This is a genomic window from Faecalibacterium sp. Marseille-Q0746 (assembly GCF_017377595.1).
In the GTDB taxonomy this organism is placed as follows: Bacteria; Bacillota; Clostridia; order Oscillospirales; family Ruminococcaceae; genus Faecalibacterium; species Faecalibacterium duncaniae.
The window spans coordinates 25,490-48,466 of record NZ_JAFREI010000015.1 but is presented as its reverse complement, the minus strand read 5'-3'; the positions used below and the strand labels follow the sequence as shown (position 1 = coordinate 48,466).

At 57.7% G+C, this 22,977-nt stretch carries 18 protein-coding genes; 1 reads left to right on the top strand and 17 read right to left on the bottom strand.

Annotated features, from left to right (window positions below):
- Positions 1–13: 13 nt before the first annotated feature.
- From J3351_RS09565 to J3351_RS09495, 16 genes are all read right to left on the bottom strand, one after another.
- Positions 14–2,929, bottom strand: coding sequence for a DNA translocase FtsK (locus tag J3351_RS09565; protein ID WP_207697608.1), 2,916 nt, complete (start codon positions 2,927–2,929; stop codon positions 14–16).
- Between the two features lie 216 nt (positions 2,930–3,145).
- Positions 3,146–3,271 (bottom strand): hypothetical protein, encoded by a 126-nt coding sequence (locus J3351_RS14265; protein ID WP_256466565.1) that lies wholly within the window; start codon positions 3,269–3,271, stop codon positions 3,146–3,148.
- A gap of 13 nt (positions 3,272–3,284) precedes the next feature.
- Entirely contained in the window at positions 3,285–4,796 is a 1,512-nt protein-coding gene (locus J3351_RS09560) for a carboxylesterase/lipase family protein (protein ID WP_207697607.1), read from the bottom strand.
- Between the two features lie 70 nt (positions 4,797–4,866).
- Positions 4,867–6,306, bottom strand: coding sequence for a glycoside hydrolase family 1 protein (locus J3351_RS09555; RefSeq protein WP_207697606.1), 1,440 nt, complete (start codon positions 6,304–6,306; stop codon positions 4,867–4,869).
- A 32-nt stretch (positions 6,307–6,338) separates the two neighbouring features.
- The gene (locus J3351_RS09550; RefSeq protein ID WP_207697605.1) at positions 6,339–7,286 is read right to left on the bottom strand and encodes an ROK family protein; all 948 of its coding nucleotides are present in this window, start codon (positions 7,284–7,286) and stop codon (positions 6,339–6,341) included.
- A 34-nt stretch (positions 7,287–7,320) separates the two neighbouring features.
- Positions 7,321–8,241, bottom strand: a complete 921-nt coding sequence (locus J3351_RS09545; protein ID WP_207697604.1) for an AEC family transporter — start codon at positions 8,239–8,241, stop codon at positions 7,321–7,323.
- Positions 8,238–8,945, bottom strand: a complete 708-nt coding sequence (locus J3351_RS09540; protein WP_207697603.1) for a GDSL-type esterase/lipase family protein — start codon at positions 8,943–8,945, stop codon at positions 8,238–8,240. Before J3351_RS09540 ends, J3351_RS09545 begins: the two co-directional genes overlap by 4 nt.
- Positions 8,946–8,963: 18 nt before the next feature.
- Positions 8,964–10,664, bottom strand: a complete 1,701-nt coding sequence (locus tag J3351_RS09535) for a CocE/NonD family hydrolase (RefSeq protein WP_156060513.1) — start codon at positions 10,662–10,664, stop codon at positions 8,964–8,966.
- A 24-nt stretch (positions 10,665–10,688) separates the two neighbouring features.
- Positions 10,689–11,645 (bottom strand): ABC transporter ATP-binding protein, encoded by a 957-nt coding sequence (locus J3351_RS09530; protein WP_015565765.1) that lies wholly within the window; start codon positions 11,643–11,645, stop codon positions 10,689–10,691.
- A gap of 17 nt (positions 11,646–11,662) precedes the next feature.
- Positions 11,663–12,646, bottom strand: a complete 984-nt coding sequence (locus J3351_RS09525; RefSeq protein WP_005931657.1) for an ABC transporter ATP-binding protein — start codon at positions 12,644–12,646, stop codon at positions 11,663–11,665.
- Position 12,647: 1 nt separating this feature from the next.
- Positions 12,648–13,586 carry an ABC transporter permease gene (locus J3351_RS09520; protein WP_005931660.1) on the bottom strand — a complete coding sequence of 313 codons (939 nt, stop codon included), beginning with the start codon at positions 13,584–13,586 and terminating at the stop codon, positions 12,648–12,650.
- A 15-nt stretch (positions 13,587–13,601) separates the two neighbouring features.
- On the bottom strand, positions 13,602–14,555 hold the full coding sequence (locus J3351_RS09515; protein WP_238077394.1) for an ABC transporter permease: 954 nt from the start codon (positions 14,553–14,555) through the stop codon (positions 13,602–13,604).
- A 126-nt stretch (positions 14,556–14,681) separates the two neighbouring features.
- A complete protein-coding gene (locus J3351_RS09510) occupies positions 14,682–16,292 on the bottom strand; it encodes an ABC transporter substrate-binding protein (protein ID WP_207697602.1) in 1,611 nt (536 codons plus the stop codon).
- 257 nt (positions 16,293–16,549) lie between these two features.
- On the bottom strand, positions 16,550–17,929 hold the full coding sequence (locus J3351_RS09505) for an ABC transporter substrate-binding protein (RefSeq protein WP_207697601.1): 1,380 nt from the start codon (positions 17,927–17,929) through the stop codon (positions 16,550–16,552).
- Positions 17,926–19,497 carry a response regulator gene (locus J3351_RS09500; protein ID WP_207697600.1) on the bottom strand — a complete coding sequence of 524 codons (1,572 nt, stop codon included), beginning with the start codon at positions 19,495–19,497 and terminating at the stop codon, positions 17,926–17,928. The genes J3351_RS09505 and J3351_RS09500 overlap by 4 nt, the downstream gene beginning before the upstream one ends.
- On the bottom strand, positions 19,494–21,215 hold the full coding sequence (locus J3351_RS09495; RefSeq protein WP_242699368.1) for a sensor histidine kinase: 1,722 nt from the start codon (positions 21,213–21,215) through the stop codon (positions 19,494–19,496). Before J3351_RS09495 ends, J3351_RS09500 begins: the two co-directional genes overlap by 4 nt.
- Before the next feature lie 111 nt (positions 21,216–21,326).
- Here J3351_RS09495 and J3351_RS09490 point away from each other — a divergent pair, with 111 nt between their 5' ends.
- Positions 21,327–21,722 (top strand): PaaI family thioesterase, encoded by a 396-nt coding sequence (locus J3351_RS09490; protein WP_005931675.1) that lies wholly within the window; start codon positions 21,327–21,329, stop codon positions 21,720–21,722.
- A gap of 54 nt (positions 21,723–21,776) precedes the next feature.
- Here J3351_RS09490 and J3351_RS09485 read toward each other — a convergent pair whose 3' ends face one another.
- Positions 21,777–22,817, bottom strand: a complete 1,041-nt coding sequence (locus J3351_RS09485; protein WP_156071060.1) for a LacI family DNA-binding transcriptional regulator — start codon at positions 22,815–22,817, stop codon at positions 21,777–21,779.
- Between the last annotated feature and the right edge of the window lie 160 nt (positions 22,818–22,977).

The window sequence follows — 22,977 nt, the reverse complement described above, 5'->3', positions numbered from 1 at the left end:
CCTCAAAATTTGTTCATTCATCCGGCTGATTCATCTGCATTTCCAGCCACTGCTGGCGGCTGATGAGAACTGCGCGGGGTTTGGCACCCTCATAGGGGCCGATGATGCCCTTCTGCTCCATCTCATCCATGATGCGGGCGGCGCGGGCATAACCCAGCTTACAGCGGCGCTGCAGCAGGCTGGTGGATGCCTGCCCGGCATCAATGACCACCTCAACGGCCTGCTTGAGCATCGGGTCGCTGCCGGTCTCCTCATCCGCATCTGCAGAGGATGCGCCCTTCTTGCCATCCTGAATGGCGTGCTTTTCCATGGCTTCGATCATGGCCTCGTCGTACTGGACGGTGGCGCTCTGCTTGATGAAGTCCAGCACGCGGCTGATCTCCTCATCCCGCACAAAGGTGCCCTGGATACGCACCGGCTTGGGCGCGCCCACAGGCATAAAGAGCATATCGCCCTGGCCCAGCAGCTTCTCGGCACCGGCACCATCCAGAATGGTGCGGCTGTCCACCTGGCTGGACACAGCAAAGGCAATGCGGCTGGGGATGTTGGCCTTGATCAGGCCAGTGATGACATCCACGCTGGGGCGCTGGGTGGCAACGATGAGGTGCATTCCGGCGGCACGGGCCTTCTGGGCGATCCGGCAGATGGAATCCTCCACGTCCTTGCCCACGACCATCATCAGATCGGCCAGCTCGTCGATGATGATGGCGATATAGGGCATCTTTTCCAGCATGGGGTCGGTGGCCGCCAGCTTGTTGAAGGATTTGATGTCACGGACATTGTTTTCCGCAAACAGGTGGTAGCGGCGCTCCATCTCCTGCACCGCGCTGCTCAGAGCGCCCGCTGCCTTTTTCGGCTCGGTGATGACGGGCATCAGCAGGTGGGGGATGCCGTTGTATTCAGCCAGCTCCACCACCTTGGGGTCGATGAGCATGAGCTTCACGTCCTCGGGGCTGGAGCGGAACAGAATGCTGATGATGATGCTGTTCACACAGACAGATTTACCGCTGCCGGTGCTGCCCGCGATGAGCAGATGGGGCATCTTGCACAGGTCGGCCACCTGGGCCACACCGGCAATGTCCTTGCCCAGCGCCACGCCCAAGGGCGAAGTCATCCGCAGGAAGGCCTGGCTCTCAAAGACACTGCGGATAAAAACGGGGGTCTTTTTGTGGTTGGGCACCTCGATGCCCACGGCAGGCTTGCCGGGGATGGGCGCTTCCATGCGGACATCGGCCACGGCAAGGTTCAGGGCGATATCATCGGCCAGCGAGGTGATGCGGCTGATCTTCACGCCCGCCATGGGCTGGACCTCGTACCGGGTAACGGAGGGTCCCCGCGAGATATCCAGCACCCGGGTGCGCACGCCGAAGCTTTCCAGCGTGTCCACCAGCTTCTGGGCGTTGGCCTTCAGCTCGTCCTGGGCACCGGGGTCACTCTCCTCGGCAGACTTTTCAAACAGCTCGATGCTGGGGTACTGATACTGGAAGGTCTCCACCACCTCCGGCTCCTCGGCCGGGGCGGTGGCGGCAGCCTGCTCGCCTGCGGCGGGTTTTTCCATGGCAGCCGCCACCAGCGTGTTCAGGTCTTTTTCCTCCACCGGTTCGCTGGTAATGCTGATCCAGCCGTCCTCGTCCGGTTCACTGCGCATGGCCACCGCGTTTTCCGCGCTGACCCGCACCGGCACCACCGGCTCATCCGTAGTGGGCAGGGTGGGGGTCTGGAACACCGGCATCTCAGGCTGCACGGGCTCTGCCGGTGCAGCCGCAGGGGCTTCCGGGGCCGCAGGCGGCACGGTGGGGTTCACCACCGGGGCCGGAGCAGGCGATCCGGCGGGCGCGAAGAAATCCTCGGCGGCAGTCTCCACGGCATCCGGCACCACCGGTTTGACGATGGCCCGGGGCGGGGCCTTTTGGAGCGGGTCCTGCCCAAAGGTGCCGCCCGGCCCGATGATGATGGGCTCAATGGGCTCGCTGCCGCCCTCGGAAACAGAGGTATCCGGCCCAAGGTCGATATCAAACGCCGCGCGGGGATGGTTGGAGGTCACCTTGACCGGCTCAAAGGCTGGGGCAGGCTGGGCGGGAGCCGGTTCCGGCTCCACCGGCGCAGGCGGCTCGTAACCCAGAGAATCGTCCACGGGAGCAGGTTCCGCTTCGCCTTCCATCTCCTTGGTCACCTTGTGGCCCCAGCTGAACACGCCGGACAGCCACCCGGGCACCGGAATGCCGCCGGGCACGTCTTCCTCATCGGAGCTGTCATCGTAATCGTCCGCAGGCTCCTCGGCGCAGTACTCCTCTTCCGCCTGCCGGGCCGCAAGGCGCTCAGCACGGCGGGCGGCGTTCTGTTCATAGACCGCCACGCCTTTTTCATGCACGCCGCCGCCCACATTGCAGAGCCACTGCCAGCACTCGGCAGGGGTGATATCAAAAATATACAGGCTGGCGCACAGGGCCAGCACCGCCATGACCAGATTGGCCGCAGGCCGCCCGCAGAGCAGGAGCAGGTTGCCGCCCAGCAGAGTGCCCAGCACGCCGCCGCCCAGCCAGGCGTTCGCGCCGTTCTGGTAGCAGGCAGCGATCATCTGAGCAGCGGTCAGGTTGGCGGGGATATCCGAAAACACGATGACCGTGCCGCTGGCAAAGATCAGCCCCAGCAGCAGCTTGAACACCTGCATCAGCAGGTCCTGCCCCCGGGTGTAGAGGATGGCCAGATAGCACACCGCCGCGCCCAGCACAAAGCTGCCGCAGCCGAACAGCCCGAATAGGATCTGGTGGGCGCTCTTCCAGACGGAGTCCCCCTCCACGAACGCCAGCACGATGAGCAGCAGCCCCACAAACAGGGTGCCCAGCCCCGCCGGCATCCGCTCCTCGGCCCGGCTTTTTCTGCGTGCAGACGCGCGCTTTGCAGTTGTTTTTCGCTTTCGTTTTGCCATTTTCTGTTCTGACCCCTGTCCTTTGTTCCCATAGTATTCGATTCTTTCATTATACCACGGGTTGGGTCAAGTAGCAATTATAGAATGCAGACCGGTTTGACCCTTGAATGCCTCGTGCAGCATCCATTCCGCACAGATAAGGCAGCAAGCAAAAATGCAGTACCTTCCATGCGAGAAAGCGCAGAGAAGGTACTGCATTTTTTATTTCAGCCCCATTCAGGGTGCAAAAACATCCATGACATCGGTACACCACTTCAGCTGCCGGGCAAACTTTTCCTGCAGGACATCGTCACTGCCGCTGCCCTTGAAAAGCCCCTTGTTGTTTTCCACGGCAAAATACATTGAACAGCGCTTTTTAATGCTGGATCTGTCCGCCTGCCCGGGTCGCTTTTTTCATCCGTAAATCTGTGAAGGGTGCCAATGCTTCGATCAGTGCGTGATCGTGATTCTGCACCAGACGGCTTTGGGGGCCGAAAAGCATGGTCTGTTCCACATCCTCCGTACTGGCAGCCCAGCCCGGCGCACCGGTACGGGCAAACTGCATCATAGCGCCAAAAATTTCCGCTTCCAGCTGCTTTGCTCCCTCAAAGGCACACACTGGTACAAGCTCTGTGTTGTGGAACACAAATGGGATATCCGCACAGTGCCACGGGGTGCTTTTTCCCATCAGAGGGAAGTCCTGATCAAACAGATAACTGTACACCTTTCCGCCTGCCTTGGCACGCTCCCGGACATATTTGATCGTGGGGGCGCGGAAGCTGGTATCTGCCAGCAGCAGGTCTTCCTCCGGGCGGTGCGGGTAGGCAGTGCGGAACTGCTCCCGCAGGGTCTCTGCGGCAGACAGACCCACTGCTTCCTCCGGGCCGACTCCTTTCAGACTATCAAAGAAACCGTAGAACTCCGAATAAACCGTACCGATCAGCACCGGAACGTCTGCGGTCCCGGGCCGAAACCCACTGCCGTTATGGAGCGGATCTCCAAGATAGAAGCGGTTCGGGTGGGGACTTTGGCCCACGTTCGCGCCTTTTGCTTTCAGAGCCGGGCTGACGTTCCGGTAAGCCTGCGCCAGTTGGTGGTAGGGCACGGTTTCCAGCTGCTGTGCTGTCTGCACGCCAAGCTCCTGCATCAGCGCCTGCACACAGTCCCTGCCGCTGCCGACACTGTCGTTCAGCAAGCCTTCCAGCACGCCACTCATTATCATCGCCCTGTGGTACAGGCCATCTGCTGCCGGGGTCTGCAGCAGCGTTGTCACTTTGGCACCGCCGCCGGACTGGCCGAATACCGTCACGCAGCCGGGATCGCCGCCAAACGCTGCAATATTGTCCCGCACCCACTGCAGTGCCAGGATGATATCATCCCCACCCGCATTGCCGGAGTTTGCGTACTCCTCCCCAAAATCGGAGAGATCCAAATAGCCCAGGATGTTCAGCCGGTGGTTCAGTGACACCACCACGCAGTCCCCTTCCCGCGCCATGTTTCCGCCCTCGTAGGCCACCTGCTCAATGGACGAGCCGGCAAAAAATCCGCCGCCATGGAGCCAGACCATCACCGGCCGCTTTTGGGCATCGCAGGCCGGGGTCCAGATGTTCAGGTTCAGGCAGTCCTCATCCTGCACCCAGTAGCGGTGGGGCACACGCAGTTCGCCGCTGGGCTTATCGATGCTCAGCAGAGGGCAGACGCAGCCGTAACTGGAAGCGTCCAGCGGCTCTGCCCAAGGCTGGGGCGGCTGGGGTGCATGGAAGCGCACCGCCCGTCCATACGGGATGCCCTTGAAGCTGCTGATCTCCCGGAAGCGATATCCCCGCACCGGACCATAATTTGTCTGAACCACCGGAAAATCCGGCGCACAGCAAAATGCCTTTTCCATAAATAACCTCCTTCTTTCAAAAAGACAGACCCCCGGTACTGCAAACATGGCACCCGGAGGTCTGTTTTTGTTATCCTAAATCTTCGCCGTTGGTGGCAATGACCTTCTGATACCAGTAGAAGCTGTCCTTCTTTTCGCGGCTCAGATCACCCGTGCCGTCGTCAAACTTGTTGACGTAGATGAAGCCGTAGCGCTTTGCCATCTCACCGGTGGAGGCACTCACCAGATCGATGCAGCCCCAGGGGGTGTAGCCCATCAGATCCACGCCGTCCTTTACAGCCTCAGCCATCTGCTCGATGTGGGCGCGCAGGTAGTCGATGCGGTAGCTGTCGTGGATCTTTCCGTCGGCATCCTTCTTGTCGTAAGCGCCCAGGCCATTTTCCACCACCATCAGGGGAATGCGGTAGCGGTCGTAGATCGCGTTGAGGGTGTAGCGCAGACCAACGGGATCGATCTGCCAGCCCCAGTCGGAGGCTTTCAGGTAAGGATTCTTCTTACCAGCAATGATGTTGCCGCCCACATCATCGGCATCCTTGTGGGTGGTGATGCAGTTGGACATATAGTAGCTGAAGGTGTAGAAATCGACAGTACCGGCCTTCAGGATGGCAGCATCCTCCGGCTCCTGCCGGATGGTGATGTTATTCTCGGCAAAATAGCGCTTCATGTAAGAAGGATACTCGCCGCGGACATGCATATCAGAGCAGAACCAGTTGCTGATCTGCATGGCCTTCTGGTTGGCGATCTCGTCGGCCGGGTCGCAGGTCAGTGCGTAGCTGGTGATAAAGCAGATCATGCAGCCCATCTTGAACTGAGGGTAGTGGTCGTGGGCATACCGAACAGCCTCTGCACTGGCCACAAACTGGTGATGCAGCGCCTGAAAGCGCTCCTGCTTGTTGTCTGGCACCTTGTCAGTAGGGCCTTCAAAGCCCCGGATGGTGCCTGTTTCCAGGATCGCGCCCATCGGCATGGTGCCGCAGTTGATCTCATTGAAGGTCAGCCAATACTTGACCTTATCCTTGTACCGCTCAAAAATAGCCTTGCAGTAATTCATATAGAACTCGATGAGTTCCCGGCTGGCCCAGCCGTTGTACTTTTCCACCAGCGCATAGGGCAGTTCATAGTGACTGATGGTGACCAGCGGCTCGATGCCGTGCTTCTTGCAGCAGTCAAAGACCTTGTCATAGAATTCAAGGCCCTTCTCGTTCGGCTCGTTCTCCATGCCGGTGGGGAAAATGCGGGTCCAGTTGATGGAGGTGCGGAAGGTCTTGAAGCCCATCTCGGCGAAGAGAGCGATGTCCTCCTCGTAGTGGTGGTAGAAGTCGATGGCCTCATGGCTGGGATACAGCCGGTCGGAGCGGATAGCAGTTGTCACCCATTTCGGGCTGGTGTGAGAGCCATTGGTGCACAGGTCAGGGACACTGGGGCCTTTGCCATCCACGTCCCATGCGCCCTCGAACTGGTTGGCTGCACAGGCACCGCCCCACAGGAAATCATCACGGAAAACGCTCATAAGTTTCTACTCCTATTCTATTTTGTTCTGGTTCAGGCGGGGTTCTGTTCAAAGAACAGCTTCAGGGCACCGATCAGGTTGGCATCGTTGCCATAGCGGCAGCGCACCAGCTCCGGCTTGACCGCCGGCATGACTGTGCAGCGCTCAAACAGCCAATCCAACTCGGCCTGAATCGCAGGCAGCAGAGCCTCCGCTGCGCTGATACCGCCGCCGATGGCCACCTTTTCCACATCCAGCACATGCTGCAGGCTCAGGATGCCAACGGCCACCCGCCGGGCAAAGATCTTGAGAGCCTTCTGCGCTTCCGGCTCCCCGGCATTGTAAGCCGCAAAGATCTCCTCGCCGGTGGGTAGCGGGCCCTGCAGCGACAGTTTCTTCTGCCGGGCATATTCCCGGATCAAACCTGTCGCCGAAGCGGCACCTGCCCACAGGGGTGCATCCGAGAAAGTTTCCACCTTGTTCATCTCAAAGGTTTCTGTCTCCATGGCTGCCATATTGGAAACAAGGCCGCTAACCTCGCCTGCGGCAGCGTGAGCGCCCATCAGCACCTTCCCGTTCAGGATGATGCCGCCGCCGATGCCGGTGCCCAGCACCAGCACAAGGCCATTTTCCACACCGGCCAGCGCACCGGTCCAGCCCTCCGCTGCTGCGGCACACTTGCCATCGTTGGCGATGGTCACCGGCACGCCCAGCCGTGCCTCTACCTGCGCAGCAAAGGGCTGCTCCCACATAAAGGCACTGAGCATTCCACCGGTATGGGCGATGCCGTTTCTGGTATCGATGCGGCCCGGCATAGAGATGGCGCAGCCCACGAACTGCCCCTGAAGGGGAGCGGCAAAGCCCTCGATGGCCGCCAGAAGGTCATCCATATTCGTCAGCGGTGTCGGAACTTTTCCACCAGAGATTTTCCGGGCCTGTTCATCGGCCAGGCTGTACTTGATGAAGGTTCCGCCGATGTCGATCAAAAGATACTGTTTCATCTTATCTCCTGCTTTCTGTTGGTTGTTTTCAGACTCATGCAAAGCCCAACGCGGCAGCCAGGCTGAGCATCACTGGCAGCGTGATCAGTGACAGCAGAGTGCTCAGACAGACCATCTGCACAGCGTAGGAAGAATCCAGCCCCAGACGCTGGGCATATACCGCGATGTTGCTGCCGATGGGGGCCGCATTCACAATGATGAGCACCGTGCCGATCTGCCGCCATCCGGCTGGAAGAAGCATCAGACAGACGATCGTCAGCAGTGGGATCACCACCAGCCGTACTGCCGAAAGGGCGTAGAGCCGGGGGCGGGTAAAGATGGCTTTGAGGTCGGTCCTGGCCAGATAGACACCCAGCACGATCATGGCAAGCGGAGCGTTCATGCCTGCAATGGCCCCCATGGGGGTGCGGAGGAACTGCGGCACCGGGATGCGGCAGAAGTAGATCATCACACCGCCCAGCAGGGAGAGTACCAACGGATTTTTGAGCACTGCCCCCAGTTGGATGTACTTTTTGTCCCCGGAAAGATTTGCCTGGCCGTAGGTCCACTGCAAAGCATTCAGCAGGGCCACAAAGCCTGCTGCGTAGAACACGGCTTCTCCACCCAGCACTGCTGTGACCAGCGGAAATCCCATGAACCCGGCGTTGGAAAAAGCCACACCGATCTGCGCCATGGGGTCTTTGCGGAAAAAGAGCCACGACACCGCCATGGAGAGCAGCAGCACCCCGGCACCTGCCGCAATGCTGACAGCCAATTCCACAGCTCCCTTTGCCGAATACTCAATACAAAATGATTTTAGCACAACACAGGGCAGCACGCAATATAACAGCAGGTGAGCCAGTGCCTTGCTGCCCTCCTGGGTGATCAGTCCGGTACGATAAAGCACATAACCTATGATGAGATAGAGGAACATCAGAAGGATCTGACCCAGAACAACACCAAAGACTCCGGTCATTGCTTTCCTCCCTGTTCTTCTCCGATTTTGCGCAGCAGCGGCAGCAGAGCATCCATCACAGGGCGGTAGCCGTTGGCATACAGGTGCATTCCCTCAATGGTGTACTCCGCTTTCAGATTTCCGACAGCATCGTACAAGTTCTTGTTCAGGTCGAGGAATTCCGCTCCGTATTTCCGGGCCAACGCCTGCACGCCCTCGCTTGCCTCCCGGATACGCTCATTGGTGCGCCAGCGGAAGCATTCGATCAGGCCCGGATCTTCGGCCACGGTGGGGTTTACCGGATAATAGGCCAGCAGGTAGAGCTTTGTTTCGGGCAGTTTTTTCCGGATCTGCTGCACGATCTCCTCATACCGGCCCAGCATGGCGGCGCGGTCGTAGTCCGGGCCGTTCAGGTCATTGGTGCCGATGTTCAGGAACAGGTGCGCAGGCTGCAGCTCAAGGATGCACTCGTCCATGGCCTCCAGCAGCTCGGTGGTGGTAAAGCCGCCGATGCCCCGGTTGTACAAGGTGCAGTGCAGATCATCGTCCTGCAAAAACTCATACAGCGGAAACTGTTCCATCAGGCTGGAACCGGCAAACACCACCGCTCCTTTCTTTGCATAAGGATTCAGGCGGCGGAACCGCTCCCGCTTGATCTGCTTTTCCCTCTGGCTCTCCTGCTGCCGCAGTTCGTTCAGAAGGACATTTCGTTCCTGTTCCGTCATGGTCTTGGTTCCTTTCTCTCAGTTCTCGTGCAGGGGCAGTTCTACAAAGCTGCCCTCCCCCAGCAAGATCTTCTGGTGGGCGATGCGGGTCTTTCCCTGTTCGGACCAGACTCCTGCGTAATTGCTGTGAACGGCGTACTGCGGGAAGTCGGAAGAAGAGACATCCAGCCGCAGGCAGCTGCCGGGCTGCACTGTCCAGTTCATATCCCACATCTCCACACAGACCTTTGCTGTCTGGCCGGAAGTATAGGTCTGACCCTCCGGCAGGTCGGCAGCAATGGTGGTGATGCCGCCCCGGATGTTATAGGCCCTTCCGTCCGGGAACACCTCCATCAGCTTGGCAGTGAAGGCGGTATCATCCACATCGGTCGAGACATTCAGGTGCACCTTGATTTGTCCACAAATGGGCAGTGCTTTTTCCAGCGGAGCGCTGACGAAGCTGACCACATCGGGCCGATAGTCCGGCTCCGGCTGCAGCAGGCTGCCCGCCTCGGCAATGGTGGTCAGAACGCTTTCTGCGCCATGGCTGGGCACGGGGGTCTCCGGGTCATACACAAAGGTGCGCTCCCCTTCTGCCGGCTTGGCATTCAGAGTTGTTTCACCCAGATAAAGCTTTTCAGTCCGGCTCACGGGGGCGGGCCATGCCTCCAGCGTTTTCCAGCGGTCCTCCCGCATTACATAGGTGCGCACCCGCTTTTCCGGCTGCTTTTTCTGCTTCAGCAGCAGATCGAACCATTCCAGCATCCGGTGAATGTCGCCGTTTTCCAGATTGTGCTGTTCGCCCCACGCAATGCAGGGCTGGGACATATGATTCCAGCAACCGATATCCAGCCAGCTGTGCTCTTTGGTCTCAGGGGCCAGAGAGGCATAAGTGTTGATGGCACTGCCAAAATGGTGATCGTACCATGCATCGATGATATACACCGGAACCTTGGTATTTCCGGGCACATCGGCTAACAGCTTCCACCAGCCCTGCTGCCAGTAGGCATCTGTGCGGCGGGTGGCGTGGATCCAGTCCTGATACCAGTCCAGCGTTCCACCCCACAGCGCTCCGTCCACCTTGTCGTGGGGACGGAAGCGGCAGCTTTCCAGATAGTCCGCTGTGACCGGATGGCCTGCATTCTGCATTGCCCAGCCAGTCAGCACGTCGTGGCGGAACAGCCCCTTTTCATAAGCCGATTTGAAACGGTCGGTGCCATAGACCGTCAGCATCATTCCCTTGACCTTGGGTGGAACGATATCTGCAATGGCCCAGCCGGTCAGGGCCAGATAGCTGGCTCCGAAATAGCCGATGCTCTCTGCCCAAGGCTGGTCGTTGAGCCACTGCAGGGTATCGCGGCCATCCGGGCGCTCATTGACGTTGGGTTCCCAATGTCCCTCGCTCTTGCCCGTGCCGCGGCAGGTCTGGATCACATAGCCGTAGCCCCGGCGGGTCAGTTCTGCTCCGTTGATCTCATACAGCGGCTGCTGATTGGGATAGCAGCTGCGCTGGATCAGCACAGGGAACTGTGCAAGCCCCTCCGGTTTGAAGATCTCGGTATAGAGCTTCACTCCATCCTGCATGGGCAGCATCAGCTCCTCCCGACGGCAGCCATAGACCGGGCCGTCGTAGGGCATACTGGCATATTCCTGCCGGTAGCTCTCCTGCGCCTGCCGCATCATCTCTTCCATCTCACGCTGCTTCTGCTCGGCAGCGGCCTTTTTTTCTTCCTCTGTCATCGATTTTCCCGCCTTTCCGTGTTCTCAAAAGCGTGTGCAGCTGACAAAGTGGCCAGGTTCCACTTCCTTCAAGGGGATATCCCTGCCGCGGCAGGCATCTGTTGCATAGGGACAGCGGGCCGCAAAACGGCAGCCGGGAGCCGGGTCCACAGGGCTTGTCAGTTCGCCGCGCATGACCTCGGTGGAAAGCTTTTTGGCCTTCAGGCTGGGGATGGGCACAGCATCCAGCAGACCCTTGGTATAGGGGTGGAGCGGATTCTTGAACAGATCCTCGGTCTTGGCATATTCCACACACTGGCCCAGATACATGACCATGATCTCGTGGCTGATGTGCTTGACCACGCTCAGATCGTGGGTGATAAAGACATAGGTCAGCTTTTTCTCATCCTGCAGATCCATCAACAGATTCAGGATCTGTGCCTGAATGGAAACGTCCAGTGCAGAGACCGGCTCGTCGCAGATGATGAACTCCGGGTCCATGGCCAATGCGCGGCCGATGCCGATGCGCTGGCGGCGGCCGCCGTCCAGCTCGTGGCTGAAACTCTCTGCATAACGCTCATCCAGACCAACGGTCTCCATGATCTCGGCGATGCGGGCATCGTATTCGTCACGGTTTTTGCAGGCTTTATAGATCTTCAGCGGTTCTCCGATCAGTTCCTTCACGCTCTTGCGGGGATCCAGCGAACCGGACGGATCCTGGAAGATCATCTGCATCCGAGCACGGATGGGCTTGAGTTCCTTGGCATTCAGTTTGGTGATGTCGGTGCCGTCGTAGATGATCTGACCATCGGTAACATCATAGAGCCGCAGCAGCAGGCGGCCCAGCGTGGACTTGCCGCAGCCGGACTCGCCCACCACGCCCAGCGTGGTGCCGCGCTTGATTTTGAAGTTCACGCCGTCCACCGCATGGAGCTGGCTGTTTGCGCCGACTTTGAAGTATTTTTTGAGGTTCTTTGCCTCGATCAAAACCTTTTCTTCCATTGTCATTTCCTCCCGGCTCAGGTGTTGGACTGCGGCGGATCAAACCGGCAGCAGCGGATGAAGTGGCCCGGTGTGACCTCCCGCATCTTCTGGGCCTTTTTGCAGGCTGCAGTGGCATATTTGCAGCGGTCAGCAAAGCGGCAGCCCTCGATCTTCTGGGTGGGGTCAGCCATCATCCCCTCAATGGCCTCCAGACGCTTGGTGTTCTCATCCAGCTTGGGAATGGCGTTGAACAGTCCCTGGGTGTAAGGGTGGCGCTGCGTGGTCTCAAAGATATCCTCCGCTGTGCCGTACTCGATGGCCTCACCGGCGTACATGACCATGACCTTTTCGCAGGTCTGGGCCACAACACCCAGATCGTGGGTGATGAGGATCATGGCGGTGTTCAGCCGCTTCTGCAGTTCGTTGATCAGGCCCAGCATCTGGGCCTGAATGGTCACATCCAGTGCAGTGGTGGGTTCGTCGGCAAGGATCAGCTTCGGCTCACAGGCCAGCGCAATGGCAATGACGATGCGCTGCTTCATGCCGCCGGAGAACTGATGGGGGTACTCCACCTTGCGCTTTGCAGGGATGCCCACCAACTCCATCATCTCGTCCACACGGGCTTCCAGTTGAGCAGTGCTCTGCTCCGGATGATGGATCTTCAGTACCTCCATGATCTGGGCTCCCACGGTCATCACCGGGTTCAGGGCAGACATAGGATCCTGGAAGATCATGGATACTACACTGCCGCGCATGGCACGGATCTTTTCCTCGGGAGCATTCAGCATATCCACACCATCCAGCTTGATGGAGCCATCGGTCACAAAACCGATGCCTTCCGGCAGAAGCTGGATAACGCTCAGGGCCGTGGTGGTCTTACCGGCACCGGTCTCACCCACCAGACCCAGCGTCTCGCCGTAGTTCAGATCCAAGTCCAGACCATTGACGGCGTAGACGGTGGAAATTTCGGTATCATATTCAACGCTCAGGTTTTTGACTTCCAGCAGCTTGTCGCTCATTTCAGGCCACCTCTTTCACATTCTTGGTGCGCTTTGCGCGCTTGGTCTTTTTGCCACTGCCCAATGTGCCGCGCAGCTTCGGGTCGAGGGCATCGCGCAGAGCGTCGCCGCACATATTGAAGCAGAGCACCACGATGATGATCGCAATGCCGGGAGCAATGGCAATGATGGGCTGGGTGGACAGGTACTTATAGCCGCCACTGACCATTGCGCCCCAGCTGGGAGTCGGGGGCGTGATGCCCATGCCCAGGAAGCTCAGGTTCGCTTCGGCCAGAATGGCACCGCCCAGGCTGGCGGTCATGCTGACGATGTTGACGGACAGGCAGTTGGGGAACACATGCACCAGCGTGTTGCGGATCCGGGATGCACCGCACAGGGTACCGGCGGTGACATAATCGGCATTGCGGACGCTCAGCACCTGACCGCGGGTGACACGGGCGTAGCCGGGCACCATCGAGATGCCGATGGCCAGGCAGACATTGCCCAGGCCCTGACCCAGGATCGCGCCCAGAAACATAGCCAGGATCAGCATGGGCACAGCCATCATGGCATCCATGACACGCATGATGAAGGCATCCACCACGCCGCCCGCCATACCGGCAATCAGGCCCAGTGCCATGCCGATGACGCTGGAAATGACCACGGCCACGATACCGACCGTAAAGGAGATGCGGGCACCATAGATGATGCGGCTCAGAACATCACGTCCATTGGAGTCAGTGCCCAGCCAGTGCTCGGCAGAGCAGCCCTTCAGAACATTGTAAAGATCATCCTTGTTGGGATCATAGGGAGCAATCACCGGAGCAAAGATGGCGATGAGCACCATGATGAGAAGCAAAATTGCGCAGACCACGATGATCTTGCGGCTGAACATGACCCGGAACACGCGGGAGGACGTGATACGCTCCAGCAGACCCTTCTTTTTTGTCTTGTTTTCCACAGTTCATTCCTCCTTTTAGCGGGTGCGGGGATCGATGATGCCGTACAGGATATCGACCACGAGGTTGCAGATGGCAACAAAGATGGAGATGATGAGCACACCGTTCGCCACCAGCATGAAGTCACGGTTGCTGATGCCGTTCATCATCACGCTGCCAAGGCCCGGGATGACGAACAGGCTCTCGATCAGGACGGTGGAGCCCACCATGGAACCCAGGCGCATTCCCATGGTGGTGACGATGGGAATCATGGAATTGCGCAACTGATGCCTGAAGGTAACATCCTTCTTGGAAACGCCTTTGGCACGGGCGGTGGTCACATAATCCTGCCGCATGACTTCCAGCATGGAGGAGCGGGTCAGACGGACAAAACCAGCGTTGACACCCAGACTCAGCACAATGATGGGCATGATCATGTGGCTGAGCCAGCCGCCAAAATCACGGGTGATGGGAACATAGCCGGAACTGGGCAGGACCCGCAGTTTGAGGGCAAACACCAGCATCCCCATCATACCCAGCCAGAACATGGGCATCGAGACACCGATGTTCGCAAAGAAGGAGATCACACTGTCAATGGTCTTGCCGCGGTTCTTGGCAGCAATGATGCCGAACAGGATACCGGTGATCGTACCAATGATAAAGGCGGGAATCACCATGGTCAGGGTTGTTCCCAGACGGGGCAGGATGATGTCAGCGATCTCAGACTGATAGCTGATGGACTGGCCCATGGTGCCCCGGAACAGGCCGCCGATCCAGCTGAGATACTGGACGATGACCGGACGATCGAAACCATAAAGGTGGCGGTAATAGGCGATCTGCTCTTCGGTGGCGGTTGCACCCAGATAGTTGGCTACGGGATCGCCCGGAACCATCTGAATGAGGGCAAAGACGAACAGAGTGACAAGCAGGATGGTGATGCAGGATTGCACCACACGCTTGCCGATCATTTTGGCAAGGTTGTTCGATTTCATAGTTCGCTCCATTTCCTGCGGAACCTTTCTCCCCCTCTAAAACAAATTCCGGCGCAGTTACCCGCGCCGGAATCTGCCGAAATAAGGAGAAACGTATTCCGGTCGTGATACACTAAGGTTGGTCGCTTACTTGTTCAGCCAGCAGGCGGACAGATCCCATGCGGAGGTAAATGCCTCGGTAGCGTGGTCGTCGATGACGTAATCATACTTGTACATCGTAGAACCGTTGACCATCAGCGGACGGCCAAACAGGCAGGAACCGGTCTCAGCATCGTAAATTGCTGCCTGCATTTCCTTTTCCAGCTTGTGCTTCTCGTCGGGATCCATGCAGCGGCGGATCTCCTCCAGCAGCTGCATTTCCTTGTCGGGATGCTGGATGCCCTTGGCGTAGTAAGCGCCGTTGTAATCCAGATGACGGCCCATGTACAGGCCCAGATCGGGAGAAACGGTCGTCCAATGGGGCATCAGGCCTTCCCAGGTGCCATCCATGTACAGCTGGTTCTGGGTAGCACCATCGACCTGCTGGATGTTGCAGTGGATGCCCACCTCGTCCAGCATGTTGGCAATGGCCGTGAACATATCAGAAATAGTACTCACCGTTACGATGTTGGTGTTGAAGCCATCTGCATAACCAGCTTCGGCCAGCAGTTCTTTTGCACGGTCGGGATCGAACTTGTAGTGGTTGATATCATCATTGTAGGTAACTGCACCGGGAACTGCCCACTGATCAGTCATCTGTGCCGTACCCATCAGGAAAGCAGCATTCAGTGCATCCACATCAATGGCGTAGCACATTGCACGACGGACGCGAGCATCGGCCCAGGGGCCGTCAATGGCACTGTTGGGGATCAGACCCAGTGTACCAACGCCCATACCGTTTTCATTACGTTCAGCCACATAGATGCCATCATTGTCCAGATCCTGTTTGACTAGCGGAGACATATCAAGTACCTGAAGCATATCGTACTCATTGGCACGGAATGCGGTCTCAGCAGTGCTGGACTCGGTGACCACGGTGATCTCGACGGAATCCAGATAGGGCAGGCCTTCCTTCCAGTAATTCTCGTTCTTGGTATAGATAGCGTAGGCGTTGTTCTCGAACTCGCTCAACTGGAAGGGGCCGGTGCCGCAGGTAGCGGCATCCAGGCTGCTGGGGTTCTCAAGTGCCTTGGGGCTCATGTAGTAAACGAAGAAGCCAACGGATTCCAGCGTAGAGGAGTTGGGCTCTGCCATCATCATCTTGATGTGGGTGTCGTCAATGATCTGGCACTCGGCAATGTTTGCGGTCTCGGTACGGTTATTGGCCTGATACTCTTCAATATTGCGCTTGACTGCCTCGGCATTGAACGGCTCACCGTCGGCAAATTTGACGTTCTCCCTCAGGGTCCAGGTGATGCTGTTTTCATCATTGTTCACGTCCCACTCGGTAGCCAACTTGGGAACCATATTGCCGTCATTGTCATAGGTCAGCAGGTTCTCATAAGCCAGATTCAGATAGAACAGCAGTGCATTACCGGTTGCACGGGGGGTATAGCCAGGAGTTGCAATGGGGTTGCCGTAGCACAGGCGAAGGGTTCCGCCTGCCTTGGGTTCCCCGGTTGCTGCTGCGCTGGCAGCGGAAGAACCGGCGGTGCCGGCTGCGGTGGAACTGGAAGAGCCGCCGCATGCGGCCAGTGTCAGGGCCGTTGCAGAAATGCCCATAGCCTTGAGGAAGTTTCGACGAGAGATACGTTTCATAGTGGTTTCTCCTTCTTGTCCTTCTTATTCTTGCGTTCGTCTGCACGGTTCTGTGTCTGCCGTGCTTTTGTTGTATTTAGTTTAACGCACCGGGAGCTTTTCCAGCTACCAAAAAAACGAAACTAATTTTTCATTTTCCGTGTTCCTGTTCCGAGAGCTTCAGCATTTTTTCAAGTTTCCGACCTCTGTTTTTCATTTTCAGAGGTTTCTTCTGTCCGAAAAAAGAAAACAGGGCCGGTCTCCCAGCCCTGCCTGTTTCAGTGCGATGCGTTCAGCCAGTTATCCAATGCGCTTTGTTTTGCCTGAAGGATCTCCTGTATTCCGGCCTGTTCCAGTTTTTCCAAAAACTCCGGGAGTGCCTCTTCCGAATCCAGATAGCCGCACATCAGCCCATTGTGATAGCTGTTCTTCAGTGCCCGGCAGGCATCCAGCTTTGCGGCAACTGCACTGTTGTTGAAGCTGAACCCATAGGCCGGAGAGACCCATTGCGGCTGCTCGTCTGTTTCCGGCAGCAGTCCGCTGGCGTTGAGATACAGATTCTGCCACGGATGGAACTGCTCCTCTTTCCCATCTCCGTTCGCAAAGAGATCATAGCAGGATGCATCCGTGTACAACAGTTCAAGAAGATCCAAAGCCTCCCTGCGGTGGCTGTTGGTCACAGGCAGGCACCAGCTCTCCACCGGGATGGAGCTGTTCTGAATGGTCGGCCCCAGCGGGATGGCAGTCAGCTCTGTGCCACAGGCTCGGGTGCAGCAGTCCAGTGAATCCCGGTTGAGCCGTGCAAAAAAGCCAAAGCTGTTGCCCAGCCGCATCCGATCGGTGGCCGGTTCATCCCGCAGGCTGGCATTCCGCAGGATCAATCCTTCCTGATACCACTGATGCATCGTTCTGCAAAGCCTGCTGTAAGCATCCGCGGCATACCAGTTGACAACGGTGGTGCCGCTTTCTTCGGTCAGAACACCAAAGGTATCTCCCAGAGGATCCAGTTCCGGAAAAGGAAAAACCTGTCCATTATCCGGCAGGACCCCCTCTGCATTTGGCCGACGCTGCCTGACCTGCATCAGCAGGTCGTGCAGAGCATCCATATCCGTGATCTTCTCCGGCTTGGCATCCAGCTCCCGCATCCAGTCGGCCCGGGCCAGAAAGCCGATCTGATACATCGAGACCGCCCGTGCCGGGACCGCATAGATACGGCGGTAATAGGTTCTACTCGCCCACTGCTGCTCTGAGAACAGTGCTTTCAGACCGGGTTGTTCTTCCAGAAGCGCACTCAGGGGCAGGATGCAGTTCTGATTCAGGTAAACATCCAGCGGCTGATCCACTGTGAGGAAAAACAGATCCGGCATAGTCTGGCAGACCATCCGTTTCCACAGCTCTGCCGAGTAACTGGTGGGTGCCACCTGCTCGATGGAAACGCCGAAGCCCAGCTTCTGCTTTGTGACTTCGCTCAGCGCCGCCGAAATGCGGACACAGGCAGTTTCATCCGATTGGCCCGGCATCAGCACTGTGACCATAGGCTCTGTTCCACTTTCTGCCGTCGATGCCGCCCGCTCCCCGCAGCCAGCAAGCAGAGCCGCCCCAGCTGCAGCACCGGTCAGCTGTAAAAATATCCTGCGAGCCATCCTTGTTTCTCTCATAATGCTGCGCTGCGCTCCTCCTGTGGGGTCTTGTGATAGAACTTCTTATACGAAGTGGAGAAATGCCCGAAATTCGTATACCCGACCTTGGCTGCAACCAGGCTGATAGGCAGATTGGTGGTGCAGAGCAGGCTCTGGGCCTCCTGCATTTTCTGCTGAATGATATAATCCTTCAGGTTCATGCCAGTCTCTTTCTTAAAAAGCCGGGCCATGTAATCCGGATTCAGGTGGACAGCCTCGGCCAGTTCTTCCCGGCGCAGCTCATTTTCCAGATGCTCGGCAATGTAAGCCATAATGATCTCCACGGTACTCTGGCTGCTTTCTTCCGTTTCGCTATCCCAGACCGAGGCCACATAATGAACCAAGGCCTTCATATCCGGTACAGTCTTCATGCCGTTGCGGTAAAGTTCCAACGCTTCCGGCTCCCGGAACATATCGTCCTGCCGTTTCTTTTCCGGCAAGGAGAAGAGCATCTGCATAAAATCCTGATAAAAATACCGCAAAGTCTGGCTGTTCAGCTGATTGTTGACCGTCAGCTTATCCAGCAGCTGGCAGGCTTCCTGCTCCATTGCCTGCGCACATCCCGCCTGCAGCAGCTTCTGCCATGCACCGATCTGCGGGATACGGAACACTTCCGGCGCTTTTTCCGCCGGGCGGCCCAGCAGAACACCGCTTTTCAGAGCCACGTTCTCGCTCCGTTGCTGCAGCAGCTTCTGGTAGATCTCCGGTGCCTGTTCAAAGGGCTGCGGCCCCTCCGGATAAAAGGCCGCTTCACAGTGGATATACTGCGCGCACGCACTTTGCAGATAATTCAGCTGCCGGGTGATATAGTCTGCCTCCAGCGGCTCCCCCACCCGGCTTTGCAGCACCAGAACGAGACACTGCTCCGCAGGGATCGCCACCGTCACACTAAGCACCTGCAGCGGCGTGAACACCTCGCTGCTCATATTCCCCACTGCCGTGCTCAGCAGGCTCAGCTCCCACGGCTCCTCGCCTTGCTTCCAGCGCAGCGGCTGCATCAGGGCAACCCAGCATTCCCGCTCCTGCCGGGGCACAAGGCTCAGTTCTTCAAACGCGGTCAGGCTGCTTCCCGGGGCGTTGCCTAACAGGAAGCCTCGCAGCATAGTCTCCACGATCTCCTTTTTCTGGTCGTCAAAAACAGCTCCCCTGCTCTGCAATTCCAGCGCCGCCCGTTCCTCCTTTACATCTTCCAGCGCACGGCTCACTGCATCCGCCACCTGCTCGTAAGGGGCGGGCTGCATGATATAGTCAAAACCGCCCAGCCGCAGTGCCTCCTGTGCATATCGGAACTCAGCATGGGCTGTCAGGAAGATACAGCGGGTGGTCATCCCCCGCTGCCGGAGCCAGTCCAACAGATCCAGCCCGCTTTCCATGGGCATTTCAATATCGCAAAGCATGACCTCAGCCTCCTGCCGCAGCAGGCTGGCCTTGGCATCCACAGCGTTCAAAGCCGTATCCACCACAGTAAATCCCATTGCTGCCCAGTTGGTGCAGTGCAAAAGCCCCTGCACCACGGTGCTTTGATCGTCTACGATCAGCAGCTTCATGCTGTTTCTCCTTCCTTCTTCTGTAAGACGGGATCTATCGGCAGGAACAGCTCCACCCTGGCACCGCCGCCCCGGCGGTTATTGGTAAAGGCGATGGCTGCCTGCTCCCCATAGAGCAGCTGCAGCCGCCGTACCACATTGAACAGCCCGACGTGCTGTCCATTCTCCTCCTGCGGGGCTGCACTGTTCAGCTGCTTCAGATCCCCTGCCGTAAAGCCTGTGCCATTGTCCGCCACCGAAAGATCCGCCATGCAGCCCTCTTCCGTTTCGAGGAGCTTTGCAGCGATCGTGATCTTCAGCGTTTTGCCGATCATCTTGCCGTGCTTGACGCTGTTCTCCACCAGCGTCAGCAGTGAGACCGGCGGCAAGGGCAATTCGCTGAGTTCCGGGTCGATCTCGCATACTACCTCCACGGGATCGTTCTGCCCCACGCTGGAAAGATCCGCGTAGTTGCAGCACTGCTCGATCTCGGTGTGCAGAGGCGTTGTGGTCGCTGTAAAGGAGAGGATATAGCGCAGATACCGGCTCAGCAGCAGGATCAGCTGCTGGGCATCCTCGCGGCTGCCGGTCTGCACCATGGCATAGACACTTTTCAGGCAGTTGAGCACAAAGTGAGGCCGGATCTGCAGCTTAAGGGCGGTCATCTCGTTGCGGCGGGCTTCCAGCTCCTTTTCGTAACCGTCGATCTTCAGCTGGGTGATCTGGTCGATCATCCGGTTAAAGGTCTCGTTCACCTGCGTAAACTCAGCGTTGCGATAATCCACACTGGAGCGCACCGAAAGTTCACCACGGCCAATCCTGTCCATCGTGCTCACCAACGCCGTCATAGGGGCAAAGATCTCGTGCTTCATATAAAACAGGAGAAACGGGATCGCCAGCAGAACAAAAACAGCGCCCATCACCAGCAAGATCTGATACGGCGCAAAGTCCACCCCGAAATGCTGGTAGGGAACCAGATACAATACCGTCAGCGTTTTGACCTGTTTGCGCACCACCAGTCGGCTGTCCCTGCCCACCTTTGTCAGGCAATACCCCTCACTGTTCCATTCCATCTTTGTGGGCAGAAGGTTGGCATCCCCTACCAACACATTGCCGCTGTCGTTCATCACAATGACCCGGCCGTCCAGCCCATAGTCCTCCACCAGTTCTTCAAACACCAGCCGCAGATCCACCGCTGCGGTCAGGCTGGCTTTCTGGTAGAAAACACTGCGCAGCAGGTATAGCCGCTGGCCGATGGTGCGCAGATACCATCCCTTTGTCATCATTTTATTGGTCTGGCCCGGCTGGCCGAGATACGCTTCCAGATTCAGTTTCTGCTTGAGCTGCTGGGCAGCTGCACCGTAGCGCCCCACATACAGGTTGCCCGAGCCGCTGCGCAACACCACACCCATCAGAGTATCATTGGCAGCCAATACCGCCGGGAACCCCTGTACGATCTCATAGGCATCCAGGTAGGCGCGGGTGCGGTCGGTCTGTTCGCTCAGGCTGCGAAAGGTCGCATCGTTCAGTGACAGATTGAGCAGGTAGTTTTCCACCGAATCCAGCTGATTCTCAAAATTTGTGGTAAACATATCAAGGCCGCCGGATGCCGCAGCTGCCAGCCGGTTGCGGCTATAAAGCCCTGAAAAAAAGAGCAGCAGCCCCAGCAGAATCCCAATGGGAATGGCGATCCCCAGAAAGATCATTACAAGCTGCCTGCGTAATGATGGCCGTTCCATTTATTTTCAAACCTCCTGCTGCTTGCATCCTGCGGAAAATGCGATTATAATAAAAACCGTCCAAGTCATTCCGTACAACGTTGTACCACAATCAAAAAGAAGAGGCTCCTTATGCAGGAACAGAACATTGCACAAATGCTTGAAAATCCATTCATGCAGTACAATCACATCGAGATCGTATCGGTAACGTCGGACAGCGCCGTCATGTCGCTGGACATCCGGCGGGACACCACCAACATCTACGGTTATGTGCACGGCGGCGCATTTTTCACCATGGCCGACTGCTGTGCCGGGCTGACTGCCCGCTCTGACGGACGGCAGTATGTCACCCAGAATGCTTCGGTCAATTTCATCCACAACGTCAAAGCCGGTCACCTGACAGCCCGCGGCCGGACGGTCAGCCGCCGCCGGCACATCTGTGTGGTGGCTGTGGAGATCACAGACGAGACCGACACCCTGTTATTTTCCAGCACCTTTTCCATGTACTGTATCAGCGCCGAGGGCTGACTGCTCTTTCTTCCCCGCACTGCGCACGTTTTGCGTGCCGGTGCGGGGCTTTTTTTATTGTGCAGCGTATTCTGTCAGCGGCCCGCAGCTCTCCCTGGGAACATACTCGATCGGCAGCAGTCGGCTTTCCGGCGCGGCAATCCGACCGTCCAGCTGCCCTAGCACCAGTTGGATGCACTCCCGCGCCATATCCTCCATGGGCAGATAGACCACGCTCAGGCTCGGGATCGAAAACGCATCGGATTCCTCCGGGCCGTTGCCTACAGCGATCAGCCGGGGCAGTTTTTCGCCGATATATCCAGCCTCACAAAAAGCCCGCAACGCACCATGCGCAATGGCCGAGGAACCGCAGAACACTGCGTCCGGCAGCTGCTGCTTCCACTCATGCCGCAGCCGATGCGAAACCGCCTCGTAACCGCCTCGTATGCTGTTTTCACAATACCGGTTGGCCAGGATCGTCAACCCGTGGTGCTCCCCTTCCAGCCGGAACCCATGCATCCGGTTTTCCATCCCCTCAAAGACCGGGCTGCTCGTCAGAACTGCCGCCGTCCTGCATCCCTGATCGGCAAAAGCCCGCGCCGCCAGAGCACCCATCTTCAGATCATCCACATTGACGCTGCAATACCCATTGCAAACACGGTTGTACAGCACCACCGGGATCGGCAGCTGCGTGTCCTCCAAAAACTGCAGGTCCGCATAGGACGCATTGCAGATGATGGCCGCATGGCAGTTTGCGCCACTGGTCAGTGCCTCGCTTTCCTTCAGGTGGTCGTTGACATACGGGTAGATGACCAGCCGCACCGGACGTGCCGTTTTTTCGATCTCGGCCCGCAGACCATCCCAGAAGCGGAGCATCATGCTGGCCCGGAAATCCTGTGCCCAGAACATGGCCACCACCAGCTCATTGGCACCGCTGCCGCCCCGCAGACTCCGGGCAGCCATATTGGGCTGGTAGCCAAGCCGTGCTGCCGCCGCAAAAATTTTTTCCTGCGTGGCCGTGCTGATCTTCCGCTCTGCCGCCTTGCCGCCCAAAACAATGCTGACCGTACTGGACGAGATCCCGACCTCCTGCGCGATCTGCTTGATCGTAACCATGCTCTTCCCCACCTTTTTCTGATATCAGGTTTATTGTACCCGTTTCCCTGTATCTTGACAAGCCAAAAAAGCCTCTCCAATCTCAAACCAGCCGTTTTTGTGCACTCTGTATACTTTTCTTTTTTCTTTTTGGCCGTTTCAACAAAGTTGCATTTCTTTT

Coding starts and splice junctions, on each gene's coding strand:
- J3351_RS09565 (WP_207697608.1), bottom strand. CDS start 2,929: ATGGCAAAACGAAAGCGAAAAACAACTGCAAAGCGCGCGTCTGCACGC.
- J3351_RS14265 (WP_256466565.1), bottom strand. CDS start 3,271: ATGTATTTTGCCGTGGAAAACAACAAGGGGCTTTTCAAGGGCAGCGGC.
- J3351_RS09560 (WP_207697607.1), bottom strand. CDS start 4,796: ATGGAAAAGGCATTTTGCTGTGCGCCGGATTTTCCGGTGGTTCAGACA.
- J3351_RS09555 (WP_207697606.1), bottom strand. CDS start 6,306: ATGAGCGTTTTCCGTGATGATTTCCTGTGGGGCGGTGCCTGTGCAGCC.
- J3351_RS09550 (WP_207697605.1), bottom strand. CDS start 7,286: ATGAAACAGTATCTTTTGATCGACATCGGCGGAACCTTCATCAAGTAC.
- J3351_RS09545 (WP_207697604.1), bottom strand. CDS start 8,241: ATGACCGGAGTCTTTGGTGTTGTTCTGGGTCAGATCCTTCTGATGTTC.
- J3351_RS09540 (WP_207697603.1), bottom strand. CDS start 8,945: ATGACGGAACAGGAACGAAATGTCCTTCTGAACGAACTGCGGCAGCAG.
- J3351_RS09535 (WP_156060513.1), bottom strand. CDS start 10,664: ATGACAGAGGAAGAAAAAAAGGCCGCTGCCGAGCAGAAGCAGCGTGAG.
- J3351_RS09530 (WP_015565765.1), bottom strand. CDS start 11,645: ATGGAAGAAAAGGTTTTGATCGAGGCAAAGAACCTCAAAAAATACTTC.
- J3351_RS09525 (WP_005931657.1), bottom strand. CDS start 12,646: ATGAGCGACAAGCTGCTGGAAGTCAAAAACCTGAGCGTTGAATATGAT.
- J3351_RS09515 (WP_238077394.1), bottom strand. CDS start 14,555: ATGAAATCGAACAACCTTGCCAAAATGATCGGCAAGCGTGTGGTGCAA.
- J3351_RS09510 (WP_207697602.1), bottom strand. CDS start 16,292: ATGAAACGTATCTCTCGTCGAAACTTCCTCAAGGCTATGGGCATTTCT.
- J3351_RS09505 (WP_207697601.1), bottom strand. CDS start 17,929: ATGAGAGAAACAAGGATGGCTCGCAGGATATTTTTACAGCTGACCGGT.
- J3351_RS09500 (WP_207697600.1), bottom strand. CDS start 19,497: ATGAAGCTGCTGATCGTAGACGATCAAAGCACCGTGGTGCAGGGGCTT.
- J3351_RS09495 (WP_242699368.1), bottom strand. CDS start 21,215: ATGGAACGGCCATCATTACGCAGGCAGCTTGTAATGATCTTTCTGGGG.
- J3351_RS09490 (WP_005931675.1), top strand. CDS start 21,327: ATGCAGGAACAGAACATTGCACAAATGCTTGAAAATCCATTCATGCAG.
- J3351_RS09485 (WP_156071060.1), bottom strand. CDS start 22,817: ATGGTTACGATCAAGCAGATCGCGCAGGAGGTCGGGATCTCGTCCAGT.